The organism is Pseudomonas sp. LBUM1672 (genome assembly GCF_059695655.1).
In genome coordinates, this window is sequence record NZ_CP166781.1 from 6,154,836 (window position 1) to 6,171,445 (window position 16,610).

At 60.0% G+C, this 16,610-nt stretch carries 17 protein-coding genes and 1 pseudogene; 6 read left to right on the forward strand and 12 right to left on the reverse strand.

Annotated elements, in window-relative coordinates:
• Window positions 1–49: 49 nt before the first annotated feature.
• On the forward strand, window positions 50–514 hold the full coding sequence (locus ACA053_RS28220) for a TIGR02444 family protein (protein ID WP_497394173.1): 465 nt from the start codon (window positions 50–52) through the stop codon (window positions 512–514).
• Here ACA053_RS28220 and ACA053_RS28225 read toward each other — a convergent pair.
• Window positions 511–1,656: an AlgP family protein gene (locus ACA053_RS28225; RefSeq protein ID WP_497314429.1), complete on the reverse strand. Its 1,146-nt coding sequence runs from the start codon at window positions 1,654–1,656 to the stop codon at window positions 511–513. The genes ACA053_RS28220 and ACA053_RS28225 overlap by 4 nt on opposite strands.
• 192 nt (window positions 1,657–1,848) lie before the next feature.
• On the opposite strand from ACA053_RS28225, the gene ACA053_RS28230 reads away from it, so the two are divergent.
• Window positions 1,849–2,514, forward strand: coding sequence for an FKBP-type peptidyl-prolyl cis-trans isomerase (locus ACA053_RS28230; protein WP_497394174.1), 666 nt, complete (start codon window positions 1,849–1,851; stop codon window positions 2,512–2,514).
• Window positions 2,515–2,573: 59 nt separating this feature from the next.
• Here ACA053_RS28230 and rsd read toward each other — a convergent pair whose 3' ends face one another.
• The 8 genes and pseudogenes from rsd to ACA053_RS28270 all read right to left on the reverse strand — a co-directional run.
• Complete coding sequence (rsd, locus tag ACA053_RS28235; RefSeq protein WP_109635809.1) at window positions 2,574–3,032, reverse strand: sigma D regulator; 459 nt, start codon at window positions 3,030–3,032, stop codon at window positions 2,574–2,576.
• Window positions 3,033–3,209: 177 nt separating this feature from the next.
• Window positions 3,210–3,761 carry a disulfide bond formation protein B gene (locus ACA053_RS28240; protein WP_497314433.1) on the reverse strand — a complete coding sequence of 184 codons (552 nt, stop codon included), beginning with the start codon at window positions 3,759–3,761 and terminating at the stop codon, window positions 3,210–3,212.
• A 255-nt stretch (window positions 3,762–4,016) separates the two neighbouring features.
• Window positions 4,017–5,255 carry a heme biosynthesis protein HemY gene (locus ACA053_RS28245; protein ID WP_010465069.1) on the reverse strand — a complete coding sequence of 413 codons (1,239 nt, stop codon included), beginning with the start codon at window positions 5,253–5,255 and terminating at the stop codon, window positions 4,017–4,019.
• Window positions 5,252–6,394 (reverse strand): uroporphyrinogen-III C-methyltransferase, encoded by a 1,143-nt coding sequence (locus ACA053_RS28250; RefSeq protein WP_109635813.1) that lies wholly within the window; start codon window positions 6,392–6,394, stop codon window positions 5,252–5,254. The genes ACA053_RS28245 and ACA053_RS28250 overlap by 4 nt, the downstream gene beginning before the upstream one ends.
• Window positions 6,395–6,410: 16 nt before the next feature.
• A complete protein-coding gene (locus ACA053_RS28255) occupies window positions 6,411–7,178 on the reverse strand; it encodes a uroporphyrinogen-III synthase (protein WP_497314438.1) in 768 nt (255 codons plus the stop codon).
• Window positions 7,175–8,116, reverse strand: coding sequence for a hydroxymethylbilane synthase (gene hemC / locus ACA053_RS28260; protein WP_109635816.1), 942 nt, complete (start codon window positions 8,114–8,116; stop codon window positions 7,175–7,177). Before hemC ends, ACA053_RS28255 begins: the two co-directional genes overlap by 4 nt.
• 138 nt (window positions 8,117–8,254) lie before the next feature.
• Entirely contained in the window at window positions 8,255–9,001 is a 747-nt protein-coding gene (locus ACA053_RS28265) for a LytR/AlgR family response regulator transcription factor (RefSeq protein ID WP_109635818.1), read from the reverse strand.
• Window positions 8,998–9,120, reverse strand: a pseudogene (locus ACA053_RS28270) (sensor histidine kinase); the annotation flags it as partial. The gene ACA053_RS28265 and the pseudogene ACA053_RS28270, both read right to left, overlap by 4 nt.
• A gap of 342 nt (window positions 9,121–9,462) precedes the next feature.
• Here ACA053_RS28270 and argH point away from each other — a divergent pair.
• Complete coding sequence (argH, locus tag ACA053_RS28275; protein WP_497394175.1) at window positions 9,463–10,857, forward strand: argininosuccinate lyase; 1,395 nt, start codon at window positions 9,463–9,465, stop codon at window positions 10,855–10,857.
• A 127-nt stretch (window positions 10,858–10,984) separates the two neighbouring features.
• Here argH and ACA053_RS28280 read toward each other — a convergent pair whose 3' ends face one another.
• On the reverse strand, window positions 10,985–11,644 hold the full coding sequence (locus ACA053_RS28280) for a glutathione S-transferase family protein (RefSeq protein ID WP_497314440.1): 660 nt from the start codon (window positions 11,642–11,644) through the stop codon (window positions 10,985–10,987).
• 125 nt (window positions 11,645–11,769) lie between these two features.
• Between ACA053_RS28280 and ACA053_RS28285 the strand changes: the two genes are divergently transcribed.
• The 3 genes from ACA053_RS28285 to ACA053_RS28295 all read left to right on the forward strand — a co-directional run bounded on the left by ACA053_RS28285 (window position 11,770) and on the right by ACA053_RS28295 (window position 15,699).
• Entirely contained in the window at window positions 11,770–12,054 is a 285-nt protein-coding gene (locus ACA053_RS28285; RefSeq protein ID WP_109635822.1) for a hypothetical protein, read from the forward strand.
• A gap of 363 nt (window positions 12,055–12,417) precedes the next feature.
• Window positions 12,418–12,663, forward strand: coding sequence for a TIGR02647 family protein (locus ACA053_RS28290; protein ID WP_094470036.1), 246 nt, complete (start codon window positions 12,418–12,420; stop codon window positions 12,661–12,663).
• 192 nt (window positions 12,664–12,855) lie between these two features.
• Entirely contained in the window at window positions 12,856–15,699 is a 2,844-nt protein-coding gene (locus tag ACA053_RS28295; protein WP_109635823.1) for a class I adenylate cyclase, read from the forward strand.
• Window positions 15,700–15,704: 5 nt separating this feature from the next.
• On the opposite strand, the gene rnk is transcribed toward ACA053_RS28295, so the two are convergent.
• Window positions 15,705–16,115: a nucleoside diphosphate kinase regulator gene (gene rnk, locus ACA053_RS28300; protein WP_046045088.1), complete on the reverse strand. Its 411-nt coding sequence runs from the start codon at window positions 16,113–16,115 to the stop codon at window positions 15,705–15,707.
• Between the two features lie 276 nt (window positions 16,116–16,391).
• Complete coding sequence (locus ACA053_RS28305; protein ID WP_010465092.1) at window positions 16,392–16,610, reverse strand: DUF1289 domain-containing protein; 219 nt, start codon at window positions 16,608–16,610, stop codon at window positions 16,392–16,394.

Here is a 16,610-nt window from a genome sequence, read left to right on the forward strand (position 1 = left end):
ATGGCGGCGGAGTCTACCAGCTTCGCTCGCAACTGGCGCGAGTAGCACTATGTCCTCTGACCTGTGGAGCTTTTCCCTTACCACCTACGCGCGTCCCGGCGTTGAAGATGCGTGCCTGCAATTGCAGTCGGCAGGCGTGAATGTGTGCCTGCTGCTCTGTGGGTTATGGCTGGGAGACCGAGGCGTCGCCTGCAACGAGCAACGATTGCAGCTGCTTCGCGACGTGGCCGAGCCCTGGGATGCCGATGTCGTGCGACCACTGCGAGCATTGCGCATGCAATGGAAAGCCGTCGCGACGAAGGACGCCGAGCTGAATACGTTGCGCGAACAAGTGAAGACACTGGAACTGGAAGCCGAGCGGCATCTGTTGTGGCGGCTGGAGCGGTCGGCACAGAGTTGGCCGCAGTATGAGGTGACCGATCTAACGGCCTGGCTGGAAGGTGTGACGGCGGGCGCCGTCCACCTGGACCGCGGCGCGCTGCATCAGCTGCGCGTCGCGGCAACCGGCACTTAGGAAGCGCTGGTTGGGGTGGTGCTCGACGGTGCGGCTGGCGTTGGCGCAGACGATGGGGTCGAGGTGGAGGCTGCTGGAGCAGGCGAAGCCGATGCAGCTGGCGACGGCGTTGGAGTCGCTGGTTTGGCAACGGGTGCAGTCGCTGGCTTGGCAGTAGCGGCCGGTTTTTTCACGGCGGGCTTGGCAGCAGGTTTTGCAGCTGGCTTCGCGGCAGCTGGTTTGGCAGCGGCAGGTTTGGCTGCTGGTTTCGCTGCAGCAGGTTTGGCGGCGGCAGCGGGTTTCGCGGCAGCTGTTTTGGCAGCAGGTTTAGGAGCTGGTTTCGCCGCAGCTTTTGCAGCTGGTTTAGCAGCCGGTTTTGCAGCTGGCTTGCCTGCAGTAGTTTTAGCAACAGCAGGTTTTGCTGCCGGCTTGGCAGCAGGTTTTGCAGCGGCCGTTTTAGCGGCTGGTTTTACTGCCGATTTTGCAGCTGGTTTTGCCGCTGCGGTTTTCGCCACGGCTGGTTTCGCAGCAGCGGTTTTTGCAGCAGGTTTAGCGGCAGCTGTTCTTGCAGCCACTGGCTTGGCGGCAGGCTTGGCAGCCGTCGTTTTAGCCGCCGGTTTTGCAGCGCTGGCAGCAACCGGTTTTTTCGTCGCAGGTTTTGCGGCAGCTTTCACTGGAGCCTTGGCAGCAGGCTTGGCCGGTGCTTTTGCAGCAGCCGGTTTAGCGGCGGCTTTCTTGGCAGGGGCCGCAGCAGGCTTGGCCGAACGCAGGGACAACGCCTTGCCGACAGCCTCTTGTACACGACCGACACCCTGGGCCAGTTTCAGGCTTTCTTGAGCGTCGCGCTTGAGTTGCAGAATGTAGCCGCGCGTTTCGGATTGACGATCCTTGAGGGCATCGAGCAAGTCCTCAAGTTCTTTCACTGCACCTTTTGCTTTGGTTTGTGCCTTGGCTTTACCGGCTGCGGCAGCATCCTGCAATTTGGTACGGGATTTGTGCAATTTTTCCTGCGCTTTCCCGCGCTGTTTTTCCAGTTTGGCGAGCAGTTTTTCAGCATCAGCCAAGGCTTGTGAACAAGCGTTTTCCAAATGCTCGAGCAGGCTGCCCGAGAGTTGTTGGAGTAAGTGCAACGGGGTATTTACAGGCTTCTTGGTGGCCGACATGGTTTACCTCCTGGCTGACGTGGGTGCGGCTCATACTAGACCTCTGCTGACACCGCCGCTAGGGCATGTTGACAGTATCGAAAGCGCTGCGTTGCAACAGATTGAAATTCTTCTGCGCTGGCGCAAAACCAGTTCACCTTCGAGCGCATCCACACTGGCATAATCCACCGCATCTCAGATCGGAGTGTGCCCATGTCGCGCTACTTTTTTTTATCGTTGTGTGTGTTTTTTTCCGTGGCTCAGGCCGCCGAAAAAACCACCCCAAATGAGGCTCACGATCTTGCTTACAGCCTGGGTGCAAGCCTGGGTGAGCGCTTGCGCCAAGAGGTGCCGGACCTGCAACTCCAGGCATTGCTCGAAGGTTTGCAACAAGCCTATCAAGGCAAGCCACTGGCCCTGAAAGACGAGCAGATCGAACAGATTCTGGCCGAGCACGAAACCCAGGTCGCCGAGCAACCCGCCCTCGCGCAAAGTGAAGTCGCGCTGGAAAAAGAGCAGCGTTTCCTCACCGAGGAAAAAGCCAAACCGGGTGTTCGTGAATTGGCAGATGGGATTTTGCTGACCGAGTTGGCGCCGGGAACGGGGGCCAAGGCTGGCCCTAGTGGCAAGGTCGAAGTTTTATATGTCGGACGCCTTCCCGACGGCACCGTGTTCGATCAGAACAGCAAGCCGCAGTGGTTCAGTCTGGATAGCGTAATCAGCGGCTGGCGCAGCGCATTGCAAAACATGCCGGTCGGTGCGAAATGGCGCCTGGTGATTCCATCGTCTCAAGCCTATGGCGCGGACGGTGCCGGCGATCTGATTGCCCCGTTCACACCGCTGGTGTTCGAAGTCGAATTGCGTGGTGCCACAAGCTGAGAACCGAGAACGAAAAACGGCGCGCAGAGCGCACCGTTTTTTAGTCTTGCAGGAGAGATTCAGGCCTGAACCGAATCCTCTTCCTTGTGCGCCGTGTGCAGCACTTCGATCAGGCAATCTTCCAGTTCGAAGCGCTCGTGCAACAGCCCGCCCAGCTCCTTGAATTTCTCCGCGACACACTTGCCTGCATCACACAGGTCGTTGAACGCCAGCAGCTTCTCGGTGATGACGTCGATGCGCGGGTAAATCGTCTCGGCCAGTTCCAGCCCGCGTTTGTCACCAAACGCCTTGGCTTCGCCGGTCAGCTGTTCGTAGATCTCGAAGTGCCCGGCAGACACGTAATCGACCAGCACGCCGCAGAATTCCTGCAAAGGTTTTCGGTTTTCGCTCAAAGCCTCTGGCTTGGCACCGAGAACATCATAGGTCCGAATCAGCTCTTCGCGCTCCTGCAACCAGCGATCGATCAGCAGATGCACTCCACCCCAACGTTCCTGAGCATTCTGACAACTTTCGAGCATGGTGATCTCTCTTCCCTTGTGGGTCATGCTGCCCTACACCTGTCGCAAACTTGAAAATCAAGAATCGGCCAGGCAGAGCGTCATCGAGCAACATAATTCCAATGACACGTGCGGGCCAGATTATGCCCGCGCGACAATGGCTTCAAGGTACGCAGGAGATAAAGTTCATACAAGTGTTTAATCACCCGTCAGCCCCCGGTGCGACGACACGCCGCTGAGCGGTCGTTCGCAGGCCAGCCAGACAACGCGCAGCAGCTGATAAACCCCCAGAATCGTCAACGCCACGAAAAGCAACAGACTCCATTCCGGAAGGCTCAGGTCGAACAGCGTCCAGGAAATTTCGGCGCAGTCTTCGTCCCCTTTGAACATCCGGGTCACCCGGCATAACCAAGGCAGGTTCTCGTACAAAGCCTCCGGCTGGGTTAAGCAAGTCGATAGCTGATGCGCCGGGTCGCTTTGCAGCAAGACCTGCCGCCACGCCGTGACCATACCCGCGAGACTGCATGACAGACCGAGCAGCCAATAAAGAAAAGTCCCGAAGCGGCCAGGGCCATGCACCGAAGCCATCAGGCAGACTCCGGTAAACAACGCCAGGCAGGCTCGCTGCAAAAGGCATAACCCGCATGGCTTGAGGCCGATTGCATATTCCAGGTAATAGGAAACGCCCAAGGCCAGAGCACCTGCAATAAAAGCCATGAAAAACAAGGAGCGTGAGCAGGCCAAAAACATGGCTTATCCGTAACAGTAGAGACAGGCGGTTACGGTAGAGGAAAGCGCGCCAGCCTTTCAAGGCAGGCCGGCACGGACACTTCACCAGAAGTGTAGGGAATTCCCGACAGCATCGAGAGGACTTGATGTAGTCCGATGTAGGACAAAGCCGATCAGGGACTACAAAGCTAAACATTCAATGAAATTCGAGCGGCCGGATCGCGCCCAATAACGACTCCCGCCCCTGTAGCAGCAGGCTGCTACAGGGGGAACGCGTCAGGCGTAAACGGGCGCTGGGAGTGGTGCCGCCAGCAGACGCTCGTCCAGCAGGCCCAGACCTTCCTGGAACAACTGATTGCTACGCTCTGTGTCGCCAAGCTGCGCGAGCAACCGAGCCAATTCTGCACAGGCTTCCGGGTTGCGCTGCACCCGCAAACTGCTTTCCAGATAGTCCCGCGCCTTGCCCCACAGACTGCTTTGCAGGCACAGACGGCCCAGTGTCAGCAAAAGACTTGGGTCAGCAGGATGATCCTTGAGCCAACCCTCGGCCGTTTGCAGCTGACGAGCCGGATCACTACCGCGCACCAATCCGTAGAGACGTGCCAGATGACTGTCGTACTTGCGCTTGAGCGCCGTGCGCAGCACTTCTTCCGCTTCGACCTGTGCACCCAGTTGCCGCAACTGCTCGGCGTAGGCCAACACCAACTGAGGCTCCTGGCGCTGAGCCGAGGTGAGTTGCTGCCAGGCGCGATTGAGCGATTGCAGCCCCACCGTGCCATCCGCCTCCTGATGCGCCGCCAGGGAAAGGTTTTCACCCCACGCCCGGCGTTCCAGATCGGCCAGCTCGGCGGGCGGCAAGACTTTATCCTTGCGCAGCTCCGGCAGCAGGCGAATCACGGCCGACCAGTCGCCGCGCTGCTGATGCAGACGCTGTAACTGGCGTAAGGTCTGGACGTTATGAGGATGGCGCTCGTGCATGGCTTGCAGCGTCACCAGGGCGCCTTCCGTGTCGCCGCGGTCGTTCTGCAACTGGGCGTGACTCAAGGCAATCGCCAACTCGGCCTGGGGCTGGCGCTCGAGGGCGCGCTCCAGCAAGTTGTCGCATTCCTCGTAGTGACCTTGTTCATTCGCGGCGCGCGCAGCACCGAGGTAGTAGAGCAGCGGCTGGCGTTCGGCTTCGGCAGCGCGATGCAGATGACGTTGTGCACTGGCCCAGCGACCTTCCGCCAGGTCCAACTGACCATGCTCGATCGCCACTTGCACCCGCCGACTGCGATTGCGTCGCGACCACGGGTTGACCACGCCGCTGGACGTCATCACCAGCTCGACCAGCGCCTTGATGCCCCAGAACACCAGCCAGAGCACCGCGACCAACGCCAGGGTGGCCCACAGGCTCGCTTCATAACGGAAGGTCTTGTAGGCGATCAGCACGTAACCGGAATGCTCGGCAATCGCCAGGCCCAGTGCGGCGGCCGCTGCGATGACCAGAAACACGATCACATAGAGGCGTTTCATGGCGTGGCCTCCTGCACAGTGTTCGCGGCCGGTTTTGCCATCGGCTTGATCGAGTCTTCGGCGTTGACGTTACGCCGCTCCAGATACCCCTGAACCGCACTCAGTGTGCCGGTCAGGTCCGGCGTGACCACCGTCACCGGCTGCTTGCTCAACTCGCCCACCTGCTCAAGCATGACCTTGCTCTGAGGGTTGTCCGGGTTGAAGTTGCCCGTCAGGACATCCCGCGCCTCCGCCAGCGCCTGGGTGTAGACCGCGGCCTGACCATTGAGCGCAGCCCATTGCGCTTGCTCCAAAGCGAGGCTCAGGGCCAGACGCACTTGGCTCAAACTCTGCCCGGCCAGCAATGGACGAACATTCTTGTCGGCGTTGAAGTCGATGCGGATGTAGCGCGAAATCTGGTCCCACCACTGCGCCCAACGGCTGGCGCCGTCACCGTCGGCCGTCAGGCCCAACAGCGATTCGCCGCGATCCTTGTACTCGGGGGCCAGCTCGGTGAGGTTGATGACCTGATCGCGCAAGGCGCCCAGTCGCAGGAACAACCCGGTGCGATCCGGCTGTTCAGTGCTGCGCAGCGCCACCAGGGTTTTGGCTACTTGCTCGCGAGCGGCAAAAGAGCCTGGATCGTTCTGTTCGCGCAGAATCTCATCGGCACCCTGCACCAGGGCCTGGGCGCTGCTGATGTCCTGCAACGCAGAAAGGCGTAGGCTGGCCAGGCGCAACAAGTGCTCGGCTTCGGCCAGGCGCCAGTCCTTGCGGCTTGCGCCGAGGACGGTTTCCAGACGCTGATTCAAGCGTTGCTGATCGCCTTGCAACTGCGTCACCAAACGGCTGCGAGCGTCCAGTTCTTCTGCCGCAGGCATCTGTTCAAGGCGTGCGCTCAGGCGCTGCTCGTTAAGCTTCAGACTTTGCGCCTGATCATTCAACGCCTGGACCTGACTCAACTGCTGCTGGTTGTTGGCTTGCAGGTGACGCACCTGCCAGACACCCCAACCGCCTACGGCAACACCGGCGGCGCCCAGCAGCAGCGCGACGATTGCCAGCCCGTTACCTCTGCGCTGCACTTCAGCAGCGGGCGGAGTTTCAACTGGCGCTTCAAGCGCCGGCAGCACGTCTTCTTTTGGCAAGGCTGTTTCGCTCACGTATCCATCCTTTGCATTAGAGAACGGGTTCGGGATGCTCCCGTAACGCCGTCAGCAAAGCCGCGGCACTGGCGCCACGACAATCCACAACTGTTTGGGCCCCGGCGGCACGTGCCAGCTCGGCGACCCTGGGGCTTGGAACAAACAACGGCAACTGCGCAAGAGCAGGCCAGGCATCGCCCGCCAATTGGCGCAGGTGCTCAAAACCCTGTCCACTGCTGACCACCAGCCCGTTCAAGCGTTCCGCTTCGATCCGGTCAGGCAGCACCGTCGACGAGTAATGAGGCAGGCCGCGACGGTATAACTCCAGATACTCGACACTAGCACCAAGCTCACGCAAACGCTCAGCCAGCAACTCGCGCCCGCCCTCCCCGCGCAGGATCAGCACCCGCGGATCGGATCGGGTAACCGCCTCGCGCAACGAAGGAAGTTCAAGCAAGGCTTCGCTGTCATCACCCTCGGCGGGAAAACTCACGTTCAGACCGTTATCCGCGAGGATCTGTGCAGTCGCCGCACCCACACTGAACCAGCGTGGTGACGGTGACTGTGGCCAATACTGATTGAGCAGGTCAACGCCGATTCTGGCGGCCGGTTTACTGACCACGATCACCGCACAGTAACGATCCAGTCCCTGAATCACCTCGCACATTGTGTCAGAAACTGGAATCGGCTCGATCTCCAGAAGCGGCAAGCTGCTGCTGAAAATCCCCGCTTGCGACAAAACGCCGCTCAACGCCGCCGACTCATCCGCAGGGCGTGTCAGCAGCAGGCGCCAGCCTGTCACTCGTGACCTGCCTCGCCATAGACCGCCTTGAGAATGTCGTCGGCGCCCTGGCTCAGCAGGTCTTCAGCCACTTGCACGCCCAAGGCTTCTGCATCGCCCCGTGGCGCGCGGGCCTCGGCGCTGAGCAGCAGGCCGCCGCTCGGATCGCCTACCAGACCGCGCAACCAGATCTGCTCGCCTTCAAGCACGGCGTAGCAGGCGATCGGCACTTGGCAGCCGCCATTCAGGTGTTTATTGAGGGAACGTTCGGCGGTCACGCGAGTGGCGGTGTCCTGGTGATGCAACGGCGCCAGCAACGCGTGAATTTCGCTGTCAACGCTGCGGCATTCGATGCCGACCGCGCCCTGGCCACCGGCCGGCAGGCTGTCGTCGACACTGATTGCCGAGGTGATGCGATCTTCGAAACCCAAACGAATCAGGCCGGCGGCCGCGAGGATGATGGCGTCGTATTCGCCGGCATCAAGCTTGGCCAGGCGCGTGTTGACGTTGCCGCGCAGGAAGCGGATTTCCAGGTCCGGGCGACGGGTCAGCAACTGAGCCTGACGGCGCAGGCTGGACGTGCCGACGATACTGCCTTGCGGCAACTCATCAAGACTGGTGTAAGTATTGGAAACGAACGCATCGCGCGGGTCTTCGCGCTCGCAGATGCAAAACAGACCGAGGCCTTCGGGGAAATCCATCGGCACGTCTTTCATCGAGTGCACGGCGATGTCGGCTTCGTTTTCCAGCAGCGCGGTTTCAAGTTCCTTGACGAACAGGCCCTTGCCACCGATTTTCGACAGGGGCGAGTCGAGCAGCTTGTCGCCACGACTGACCATGGGCACCAGCGTCACGAGCAGACCCGGATGGGCCTGTTCCAGACGGGTCTTGACGTATTCGGCCTGCCACAGGGCGAGAGCACTTTTGCGGGTGGCGATGCGGATTTCGCGAGAGGACATGGATCAATCCGTACTGAATAGATACGGCGGATAATAACAGCTCAGCCAAATCCACTTTGACTTGTATCAGGCACTGCGTGGCCTCCCTGGCCTCGGACGTCCAGCAAACGGGTGTGAAATTCGCCTGTGATCAGCGAGTTAAAGCTGTTGCATCATTTTGCGCACACCGGCCACGTGGCGACGGCTCACGATCAGGGCATCGCCATTGAGGCCTTTGAGGAACAGCTGAAAATGCCCCAGCGGCGTGCGTTGCAAGCGTTCGATGCGTTCGCGAGCGACCAGAGCGTTGCGGTGGATACGCACGAAACGGTCGCCAAATTCATCTTCCAGGGCCTTGAGCGGTTCATCCAGCAGCACTTCGCCGCCTTCATGGCGCAAGGTCACGTATTTGTGGTCGGCAATGAAGTAGACCACCTGACCCAGCGGGATCAGCTCAATGCCTTTACGTGTTCGGGCACTGATGTGGCTGCGTGGGCCGCTACCGCTTTCGGCGGCGGGACGGGTCAGGGCGGCGAGCTGGACGCGATTGGGCCGCTCGGCTTTCTTCAATGCATCATGTAAATGTTCAGTTCGCACAGGCTTCACCAGATAGCCCACGGCGCTGGCCTGCAGGGCTTCCACGGCAAATTCATCGGGCCCGGTGCAAAACACCACGGCGGGCGGGGTTTCGCGTTCGCACAACCGGGCAGCCACTTGCAGGCCATCAAGGCCTGGCATGCCGATATCGAGCAACACGATATCCGGCTTGTGGCTGTCGATCAACGCTAACGCCTCTTCGCCGTTCGTGGCGCTGGGCTCCAGGACATTGTATCCCTCGAGTTCGCCAACCATTCGGCTCAGGCGCTCGCGGGCTAGGGGTTCGTCATCAACGATCAGGACATTCATATTGCGCTGGATTCCTGCGTGAGTCTCGCACAAGGATAGCGTAGACAGGTGAAGTGACGTCCGTCACCGCGATCCACGCTAAGACTAGCGCGAGGGCCAAAAAGTGCCGCGAGACCGGCGGCTAAATTTTCATCTGCCAAATGATTGGAGGCTCTGGCCCGCGTAAGCGAGGTATCGCCGTAGGGTTTGCCGATACACAATATGAACACCCCCTCTTCTTATAGTCAGCCGCAGCGCCGAGAAGTGCGCTGATCCTACTGTCCAACTGTAGACGGTTGCAGGGACGATATTGCTCAATCGAAAAATATCGTTGCGCAATTTCCCACAAGGCATGCCCTGAGTATGGACCGCGCTCCGAAAAAAAAACCTGTCGACCAGCGTCAGCGACAGGGTTGGCAACCCTGTTATTATCCGCGACAGCTTCCACCGTCATTATTTCTTCAGCCGACACGAGCGAATTCATGAGCACTGACAAGACCAATCAGTCCTGGGGCGGCCGCTTCAGTGAACCCGTCGACGCCTTCGTCGCCCGCTTCACCGCCTCCGTCACTTTCGACCAGCGCCTGTATCGCCACGACATCATGGGCTCGATCGCCCACGCCACCATGCTGGCCAAGGTCGGCGTGCTGACCGACGCCGAGCGCGACAGCATCACCGATGGCCTGAAGACCATCCAGGGTGAAATCGAGGCCGGCCAGTTCGACTGGCGCATCGACCTCGAAGACGTGCACATGAACATTGAGGCGCGTCTGACCGACCGCATCGGCGTGACCGGTAAAAAGCTCCACACCGGCCGCAGCCGTAACGACCAGGTCGCCACCGACATCCGCCTGTGGCTGCGTGACGAGATCGACCTGATCCTGAGCGAAATCACCCGTTTGCAAAAAGGCTTGCTGGAGCAGGCCGAGCGTGAAGCCGGCAGCATCATGCCGGGCTTCACCCACCTGCAAACCGCGCAGCCGGTGACCTTCGGGCACCACATGCTGGCCTGGTTCGAAATGCTCAGCCGCGACTACGAGCGTCTGGTCGACTGCCGCAAGCGCACCAACCGCATGCCGCTGGGCAGCGCCGCGCTGGCGGGCACCACCTACCCGATCGATCGCGAATACACAGCCCAGCTGCTGGGCTTCGACGCGGTGGGCGGTAACTCGCTGGACAACGTGTCCGATCGCGACTTCGCCATCGAGTTCTGCTCGGCCGCGAGCATCGCGATGATGCACTTGTCGCGCTTCTCTGAAGAGCTGGTGCTGTGGACCAGCGCTCAGTTCCAGTTCATCGATCTGCCAGACCGCTTCTGCACCGGCAGCTCGATCATGCCGCAAAAGAAAAACCCGGACGTGCCCGAGTTGGTTCGCGGCAAGACCGGTCGCGTGTTCGGCGCGCTGATGGGCCTGCTGACCTTGATGAAAGGCCAGCCATTGGCCTACAACAAGGACAATCAGGAAGACAAGGAACCGCTGTTCGACGCCGCCGACACCTTGTGCGACTCGCTGCGGGCCTTCGCTGACATGATCCCGGCGATCAAGCCCAAGCACGCGATGATGCGCGAAGCGGCGCTGCGGGGTTTCTCCACCGCGACCGACCTGGCTGACTACCTGGTACGCCGTGGCCTGCCATTCCGTGACTGCCACGAAATCGTCGGCCATGCCGTGAAGTATGGCGTGGAAAGCGGCAAGGACCTGGCGGAAATGAGCCTGGAGGAGCTGCGCAAGTTCAGCGACCAGATCGAACAGGACGTGTTTGCCGTGCTGACCCTGGAAGGCTCGGTGAACGCCCGTGACCATATCGGCGGGACTGCGCCGGCGCAGGTCAAGAAGGCTGTGGCGCGCGGTCAGGCATTGCTCGCCAGCCGCTGAGTCAAAAGCTTCGCGAGCAAGCCCGCTCCCACATTGGGTCTTTGGGGTTCACAAAATGTGTGTTCACCGCCGATCTGATGTGGGAGCGGGCTTGCTCGCGAATGCGATCTTACAACCGCTACAAAACCTACTTCTTGGACGCGACCATCGCCATAAACGCCGGCATCGCCGCGTCCTTGTCCGCCGCAATCCGCTGCACGTTCGGGTTCTGCTCCAGACGCTTCAACAGCGCTTTGGCCGCCGGCATCTCGGCCAGCAAATCCAGATCAAACAGCTTCTGCGCCACCGCACAAGCCAGCGGCACGCTGTACAGGAAATACAAATCCGCAATGCTCAGACTGTCCCCCGCCACATAAGGGGCGAACTTGCCGTGCCTGCCCAAGGACGCAAACCCCAGCAACAGTTCAGCCTTGGTCTTGTCCTTGATCGCCTCCGGCACCTGCATGCCGAAAAATGCCTCGGCGTAGCACGCGCGCGCCGGCAACTCGATGTACAGCTCGATTTCCTTGGCCAGCGCCAGCACTTGCGCCCGTTCAAACGGATCGCTCGGCAATAGCGGCGTGCCTTTCTGGCTTTGCTCGATGTATTCGAGGATCACGGCAGTTTCGTTGATGAAACCTTGCTCGGTACGCAAGACCGGAACCTTGCCGCGCGGGCTGATGGCCAGCGCCTCCGGGCTTGTGCCCGCGTAAAACGGCACTTCTTCAAACGGTACGCCCTTCTCCAGCAGCGCCAGCTTGACCATGTTGTAGTAGTTACTGACGGAAAATCCATAAAGCTTGAGCATCACATAGCCTCCAGGCCGTGCGGGGTTGGCAGTGCCTGTTTATAGAACGCCGGAGCGATTCCTGCCAGCAGCATCACAGCGCTGAATGCAGGTAAACTGGCCGCCTTAAACTTGAGGAGCCTGCCATGAGCGAGCCAACTGATATCGAGATCGACGAAGAAGAATTCACCGAAACCACCCTGATCGAAGCCATCGAAAACCAGATCGAAAGCGACAACCCGCCAGCGGCCAAGGCCACCTTCAACAAGCTGACCCTGGTGGGTTACGAGCGTGAAGAAATCCTCAACCTGATGGCCCACGTGTTGGCGGTAGAAATCGACGCGATCCTCGAAGAAGACCGCGCGTTCAACACCGAATGGTACGAAACAGCGTTGCGTGCGCTGCCCGAGCTGCCACCGGAAAAGAAATAACCCCATTTCATGTGGCGCGGGCTTTTGTGGTGAGGGGATTTATCCCCGTTGGGTCGCGAAGCGGCCCTGAAATCCATGTTCACGGTGATTCAATTAAACCGCGCTCATAGGGTTTGCGACTGCTGCGCAGCCGAACGGGGATAAATCCCCTCGCCACAGGTAATCTCCACCCACACAATTTGTCACCCATCAATCCCGTCTTCCCCCACACCCTGACTACACTGAGTCCACCCCGCTGCCGCACCACCCGCCGGGGAACGCATCCCGTGGTGAAAAAACCCTGATGCAGGCACTGGACATGCCGCACGAGTGGGCTCACCTTAGGGGCGCTGTCGTCCAATTCCTAGAAAGTCTGGAGTCCTTATGTCGCTTACCCCTGAGTTGGTTGCCGAACTGGAAATCCTCGCACTCTTCAACCTGGACAGTTCCCAGGAAGGTTTGAAAATTCATCAGACCGCTGCCCCGAAAGCCATTGCTGCCGCTCAACGCCTGTACGAAAAAGAACTGATCGACCAGCCAGATGGCGGTTATCTGACCAGTCTGGGTCGTGACGCTGCGCAAAATGTACAAACCGTTCTGACGATTCTGAGCGTCCAGGAAACAGCCTGAGTATTAGCGCATCGCCCACGGAAACCCCTGCTACGGGATTTCCGCGGGCACACTTTGTGAGCTGCGGCCACCGCACGGTAGAAATCTGACGTCAAAAAACAAAATCAGCTTAAAAGTCCCGGGCCCGAGGCGCTAAACTGCCCCTCATCCGCAGACCCTACGTCCGTGCCTCGCGAGCCGGTTTGAGCTGACATGACCCGCACCCATGAAATTCGCCCCGATCTGGACGAGGGAATCGACCGCAAGGTTCTCAGTCAGCTGCGCGCACGTTTTCTGAAACTCAACGAAGGCCGCATGGCCCGTGCCGTGGAAGGGCTGTCGACCCGACAGCAAACCGTGCTGACACTGCTGCCGCTGTTTTTCCACGTGAATCATCCATTGTTGCCAGGCTATGTGTCAGGTAGCACGCCGGCCGGGCTGTCGAATTTCGAGCCTGACGCCAACGCCCTCGCTGAAGCCCAACGACTGACCCGATCGTTCTCCTACAAGCCGCGCCACGGCAGCAATCCGCCGCGACCGATTCACGGTCTGTTCCTGATGGGCAGCCTGGGCACCCTGGCCCAGGCCGATCAGAGCGACATGGACGTGTGGGTCTGTCATGCCCAGGACTTGAGCGAAAACGAACTGGCCGAGCTGCGCAAGAAATGCCAGCTGCTTGAAATCTGGGCCGCGAGCCAGGGCGCCGAGGCGCATTTCTTTCTGATCGACCCGGCCCGCTTCGTCCTCGGCGAGCGCGATACGCAATTGAGTTCGGAAGACTGCGGCACGACCCAGCACTATCTGCTGCTGGATGAGTTTTACCGCACCGCGATCTGGCTAGCCGGTCGCACGCCGATCTGGTGGCTGGTGCCGGTCTATGAAGAATCTGCTTACGATCGATACACCCACACGCTTCTGTCCAAGCGTTTCATTCGGGCAGACGAGTCGTTGGACTTGGGGCATCTGGCCTATATCCCCCCAGGGGAATTCATCGGCGCCGGGCTCTGGCAGTTGTTCAAGGGCATCGAGTCGCCCTACAAGTCCGTGCTCAAACTGCTGCTGATCGAGGTTTACGCCAGCGAACACCCGAAGGTTCATTGCCTGAGCCTGCGCTTCAAGCAAGCGGTGTTCGCCAATCAACTGGACCTCGACGAGCTCGACCCTTACATCGTGGTCTACCGACGCATTGAGGAATACCTCACGGCGCGTGGCGAGCCGGAGCGCCTTGAGCTGGTACGCCGCGCGCTGTATCTGAAGGTCAACCGCAAGCTCACCGGCAGCAGTCGCACCCAGAGCTGGCAGCGCTCACTGCTTGAGCGGCTGGCTCACGAATGGAACTGGGATCCGCGGCAACTGGCGCTGCTCGACAGCCGCAGTCAATGGAAAGTCCGCCAGGTCAGCACTGAACGCCGAGCCTTGGTCAACGAACTGAATTACAGCTACCGCTTCCTGACCCAGTTCGCCCGCGACGAGCAAACCGTTAGCCTGATCAACAAACGCGACCTCAACGTGCTGGGTCGGCGGCTGTATGCAGCCTTTGAGCGTAAAGCGGACAAAGTCGAGTTCATCAACCCCGGCATCGCTCCGGATCTGGCCGAAGACACCCTGACCCTGGTGCAGGCGCCGAACAAAAAAGAACCCGGACAAACCCAGTGGGGCTTGTACAACGGCAGCCTGACCGCCCATGAATGGGAACATTTCGCGCCGATCAAGCGCAGCCGCCAATTGCTGGAGCTGCTGACCTGGTGCCACCGCAACGGCGTGATCGACAGCAGCACGCGCCTCGCCCTGCACCCCGGCACCAGCGACTTGAGCGAATTTGAACTGTTCAACCTGCTTGGCAGCCTGCAACAAAGCATCGCCCTGCCGTTGACAACCGTCGCCGAAGAGCCGCTGCTGCGCGCCAGCGTGCCAAGTGAAGTGCTGATTCTGGTGAACGTCGGCGTCGATCCGCTCAAGCACCATCGCGACCTGAATATCCTGATGACCACCGAACGCACCGATTCCCTGAGCTACGCCGGGGTGCGGGAAAACCTGGTACTGACCCTGGACCAGGTCACGCTCAATAGCTGGAACGAAGTGTTGGTCAACCGCTACGACGGCCCGCACGCCCTGCTCGACTGCCTGCGCGACTATCTCAACAACCTGCCGAGCGGGCCCCAACAGCCCAAACTGCGGGTTCGCTGTTTCTGCCACAACCGGGCGCAATTTATCGCCCGACGGGTCGAAGAGGTCCTCGATACTGCGCAGAACTTGCTGCTGAGCAAGCTCAATCATCGTTATCTGGTGCAGGTCCAGCAGCATTATCACGTACTGGAACTGGTGCCCGGCCACGTCAATCACGTCGCCCTCGCCACGTTGCCAGCGCTGTTCGATTACCTGGGTGAAGAACTGGCGAGCTACAGCCCGCTGCACCTGGACCCGATGGCACTGGAAGACCACGACCTGGCGCTGCTCCTGCCCATGGGCCAGCCTGAATGCATCCAGGTGTTCTACCGAATCACCGATCAGCAGGCGGATCTGTACGTGCTGGATGAGTTCAATGCCCTGTGGCAACAGCGTCTGCCCTATCACGATGAGCAAAGCCTGCTGGTGCCACTGCAACGGTTCCTGCAATCAATCCAGTACCGACGCGACGCCTTGCTGCCGATGAACACCGCCCAGCCTCTGAACCTCGACACATTGTATTACCAGCTGTTGCCGTCAGGCCCCGGCCGGGCGCGTCGGGTCGAGGCCCGGCCAGCGCCGCAAACCCCGGTCAACAAACCGTTCTACGACGTGCAGGCGATCATCGGCAAAGCCGCGCCGGGGCAGGTGCAGGTCACGTTGTATTGCAATCAGCGGGAATTTTCAGAGCTGGAACATGGCGACCAGTTGTTCAGCGTGGTCGCCCGGGAAATCGTCGAGCAGCGCCGGGAAACCGAGCGCTATCGCTGCTACATCACCGACCTGGACTTGTCGGGCCTGCTCGGTGATGGTCAGAGTTCAAGCAATTTGTACTTGCGCTACAAGGCCGACCTGGAGCGCGCGTTGAATGAGGCGCTCGAGCAGGTCTAAGTGGTTTATTCCGGAAAATGACCGCCTTCGGCCGGCTGGGATTCGACTTCCAGCAGGGTCAGTTTGAGGGTTTTACCGCCCGGTGCTGGCCAGTCGATGTGTTGACCCACCTTGAGGCCCAGCAACGCACTGCCGACCGGCGCCAGGATGGAAATCTTGCCTTCGTCGGCGTTGGCATCCTTGGGGTAGACCAGGGTCAGGTGATAGTCCTTGCCACTGCCTTCTTCGCGGCAATGCACACGGGAATTCATGGTGACGACATCGGCGGGCACTTCATCGTGACCGACCAGGGTATCGGCGCGATCCAGTTCGGTTTGCAGCGCGATAACGCCCGGCAGCGTGTCATCCAGGCTGTCGATCAGGCGCTCCAGACGTTGCACGTCCAGACGAGTAAGGGTGATGGAAGGTGCGGTCATGATTGAGGCAGACTCCTTTCTTCTGCACAAAAAAAGCAAAACCCCGCCAGAAAAAGGCGGGGTTTTCACGAGCCTCGATGGGTTGAGGCGTTTCTGGACACTATCACAGCTCAATAAATATACAAGTCAGGGGCGACCACGCACCTGCGCTGACATTTTTGAGAGAGGCTTGCCTGTGGCGAGGGAGCTTGCTCCCGTTCGGCTGCGCAGCAGTCGTAAGCTTTTTGGGGCCGCTTCGCAGCCCAGCGGGAGCAAGCTCCCTCGCCACAAAAGCTCTTATGCCAAGGCTTTGCGCTGGACTGCCTGGGCGCAGATCACACGGCGACGATCATCATCCGCCGAGCGCCACTCGCGGATGTCTTCGACATGGCGAAAACACCCGAGGCAGACTTTCTGCTCGTCCAGCCGGCACACACCGCTGCACGGCGAAGGCACCGCCGGGCTGACATTGCTGTAGAGCGGCTTGGGCGGACGAACGGGCGCAGGTTGCGTCAC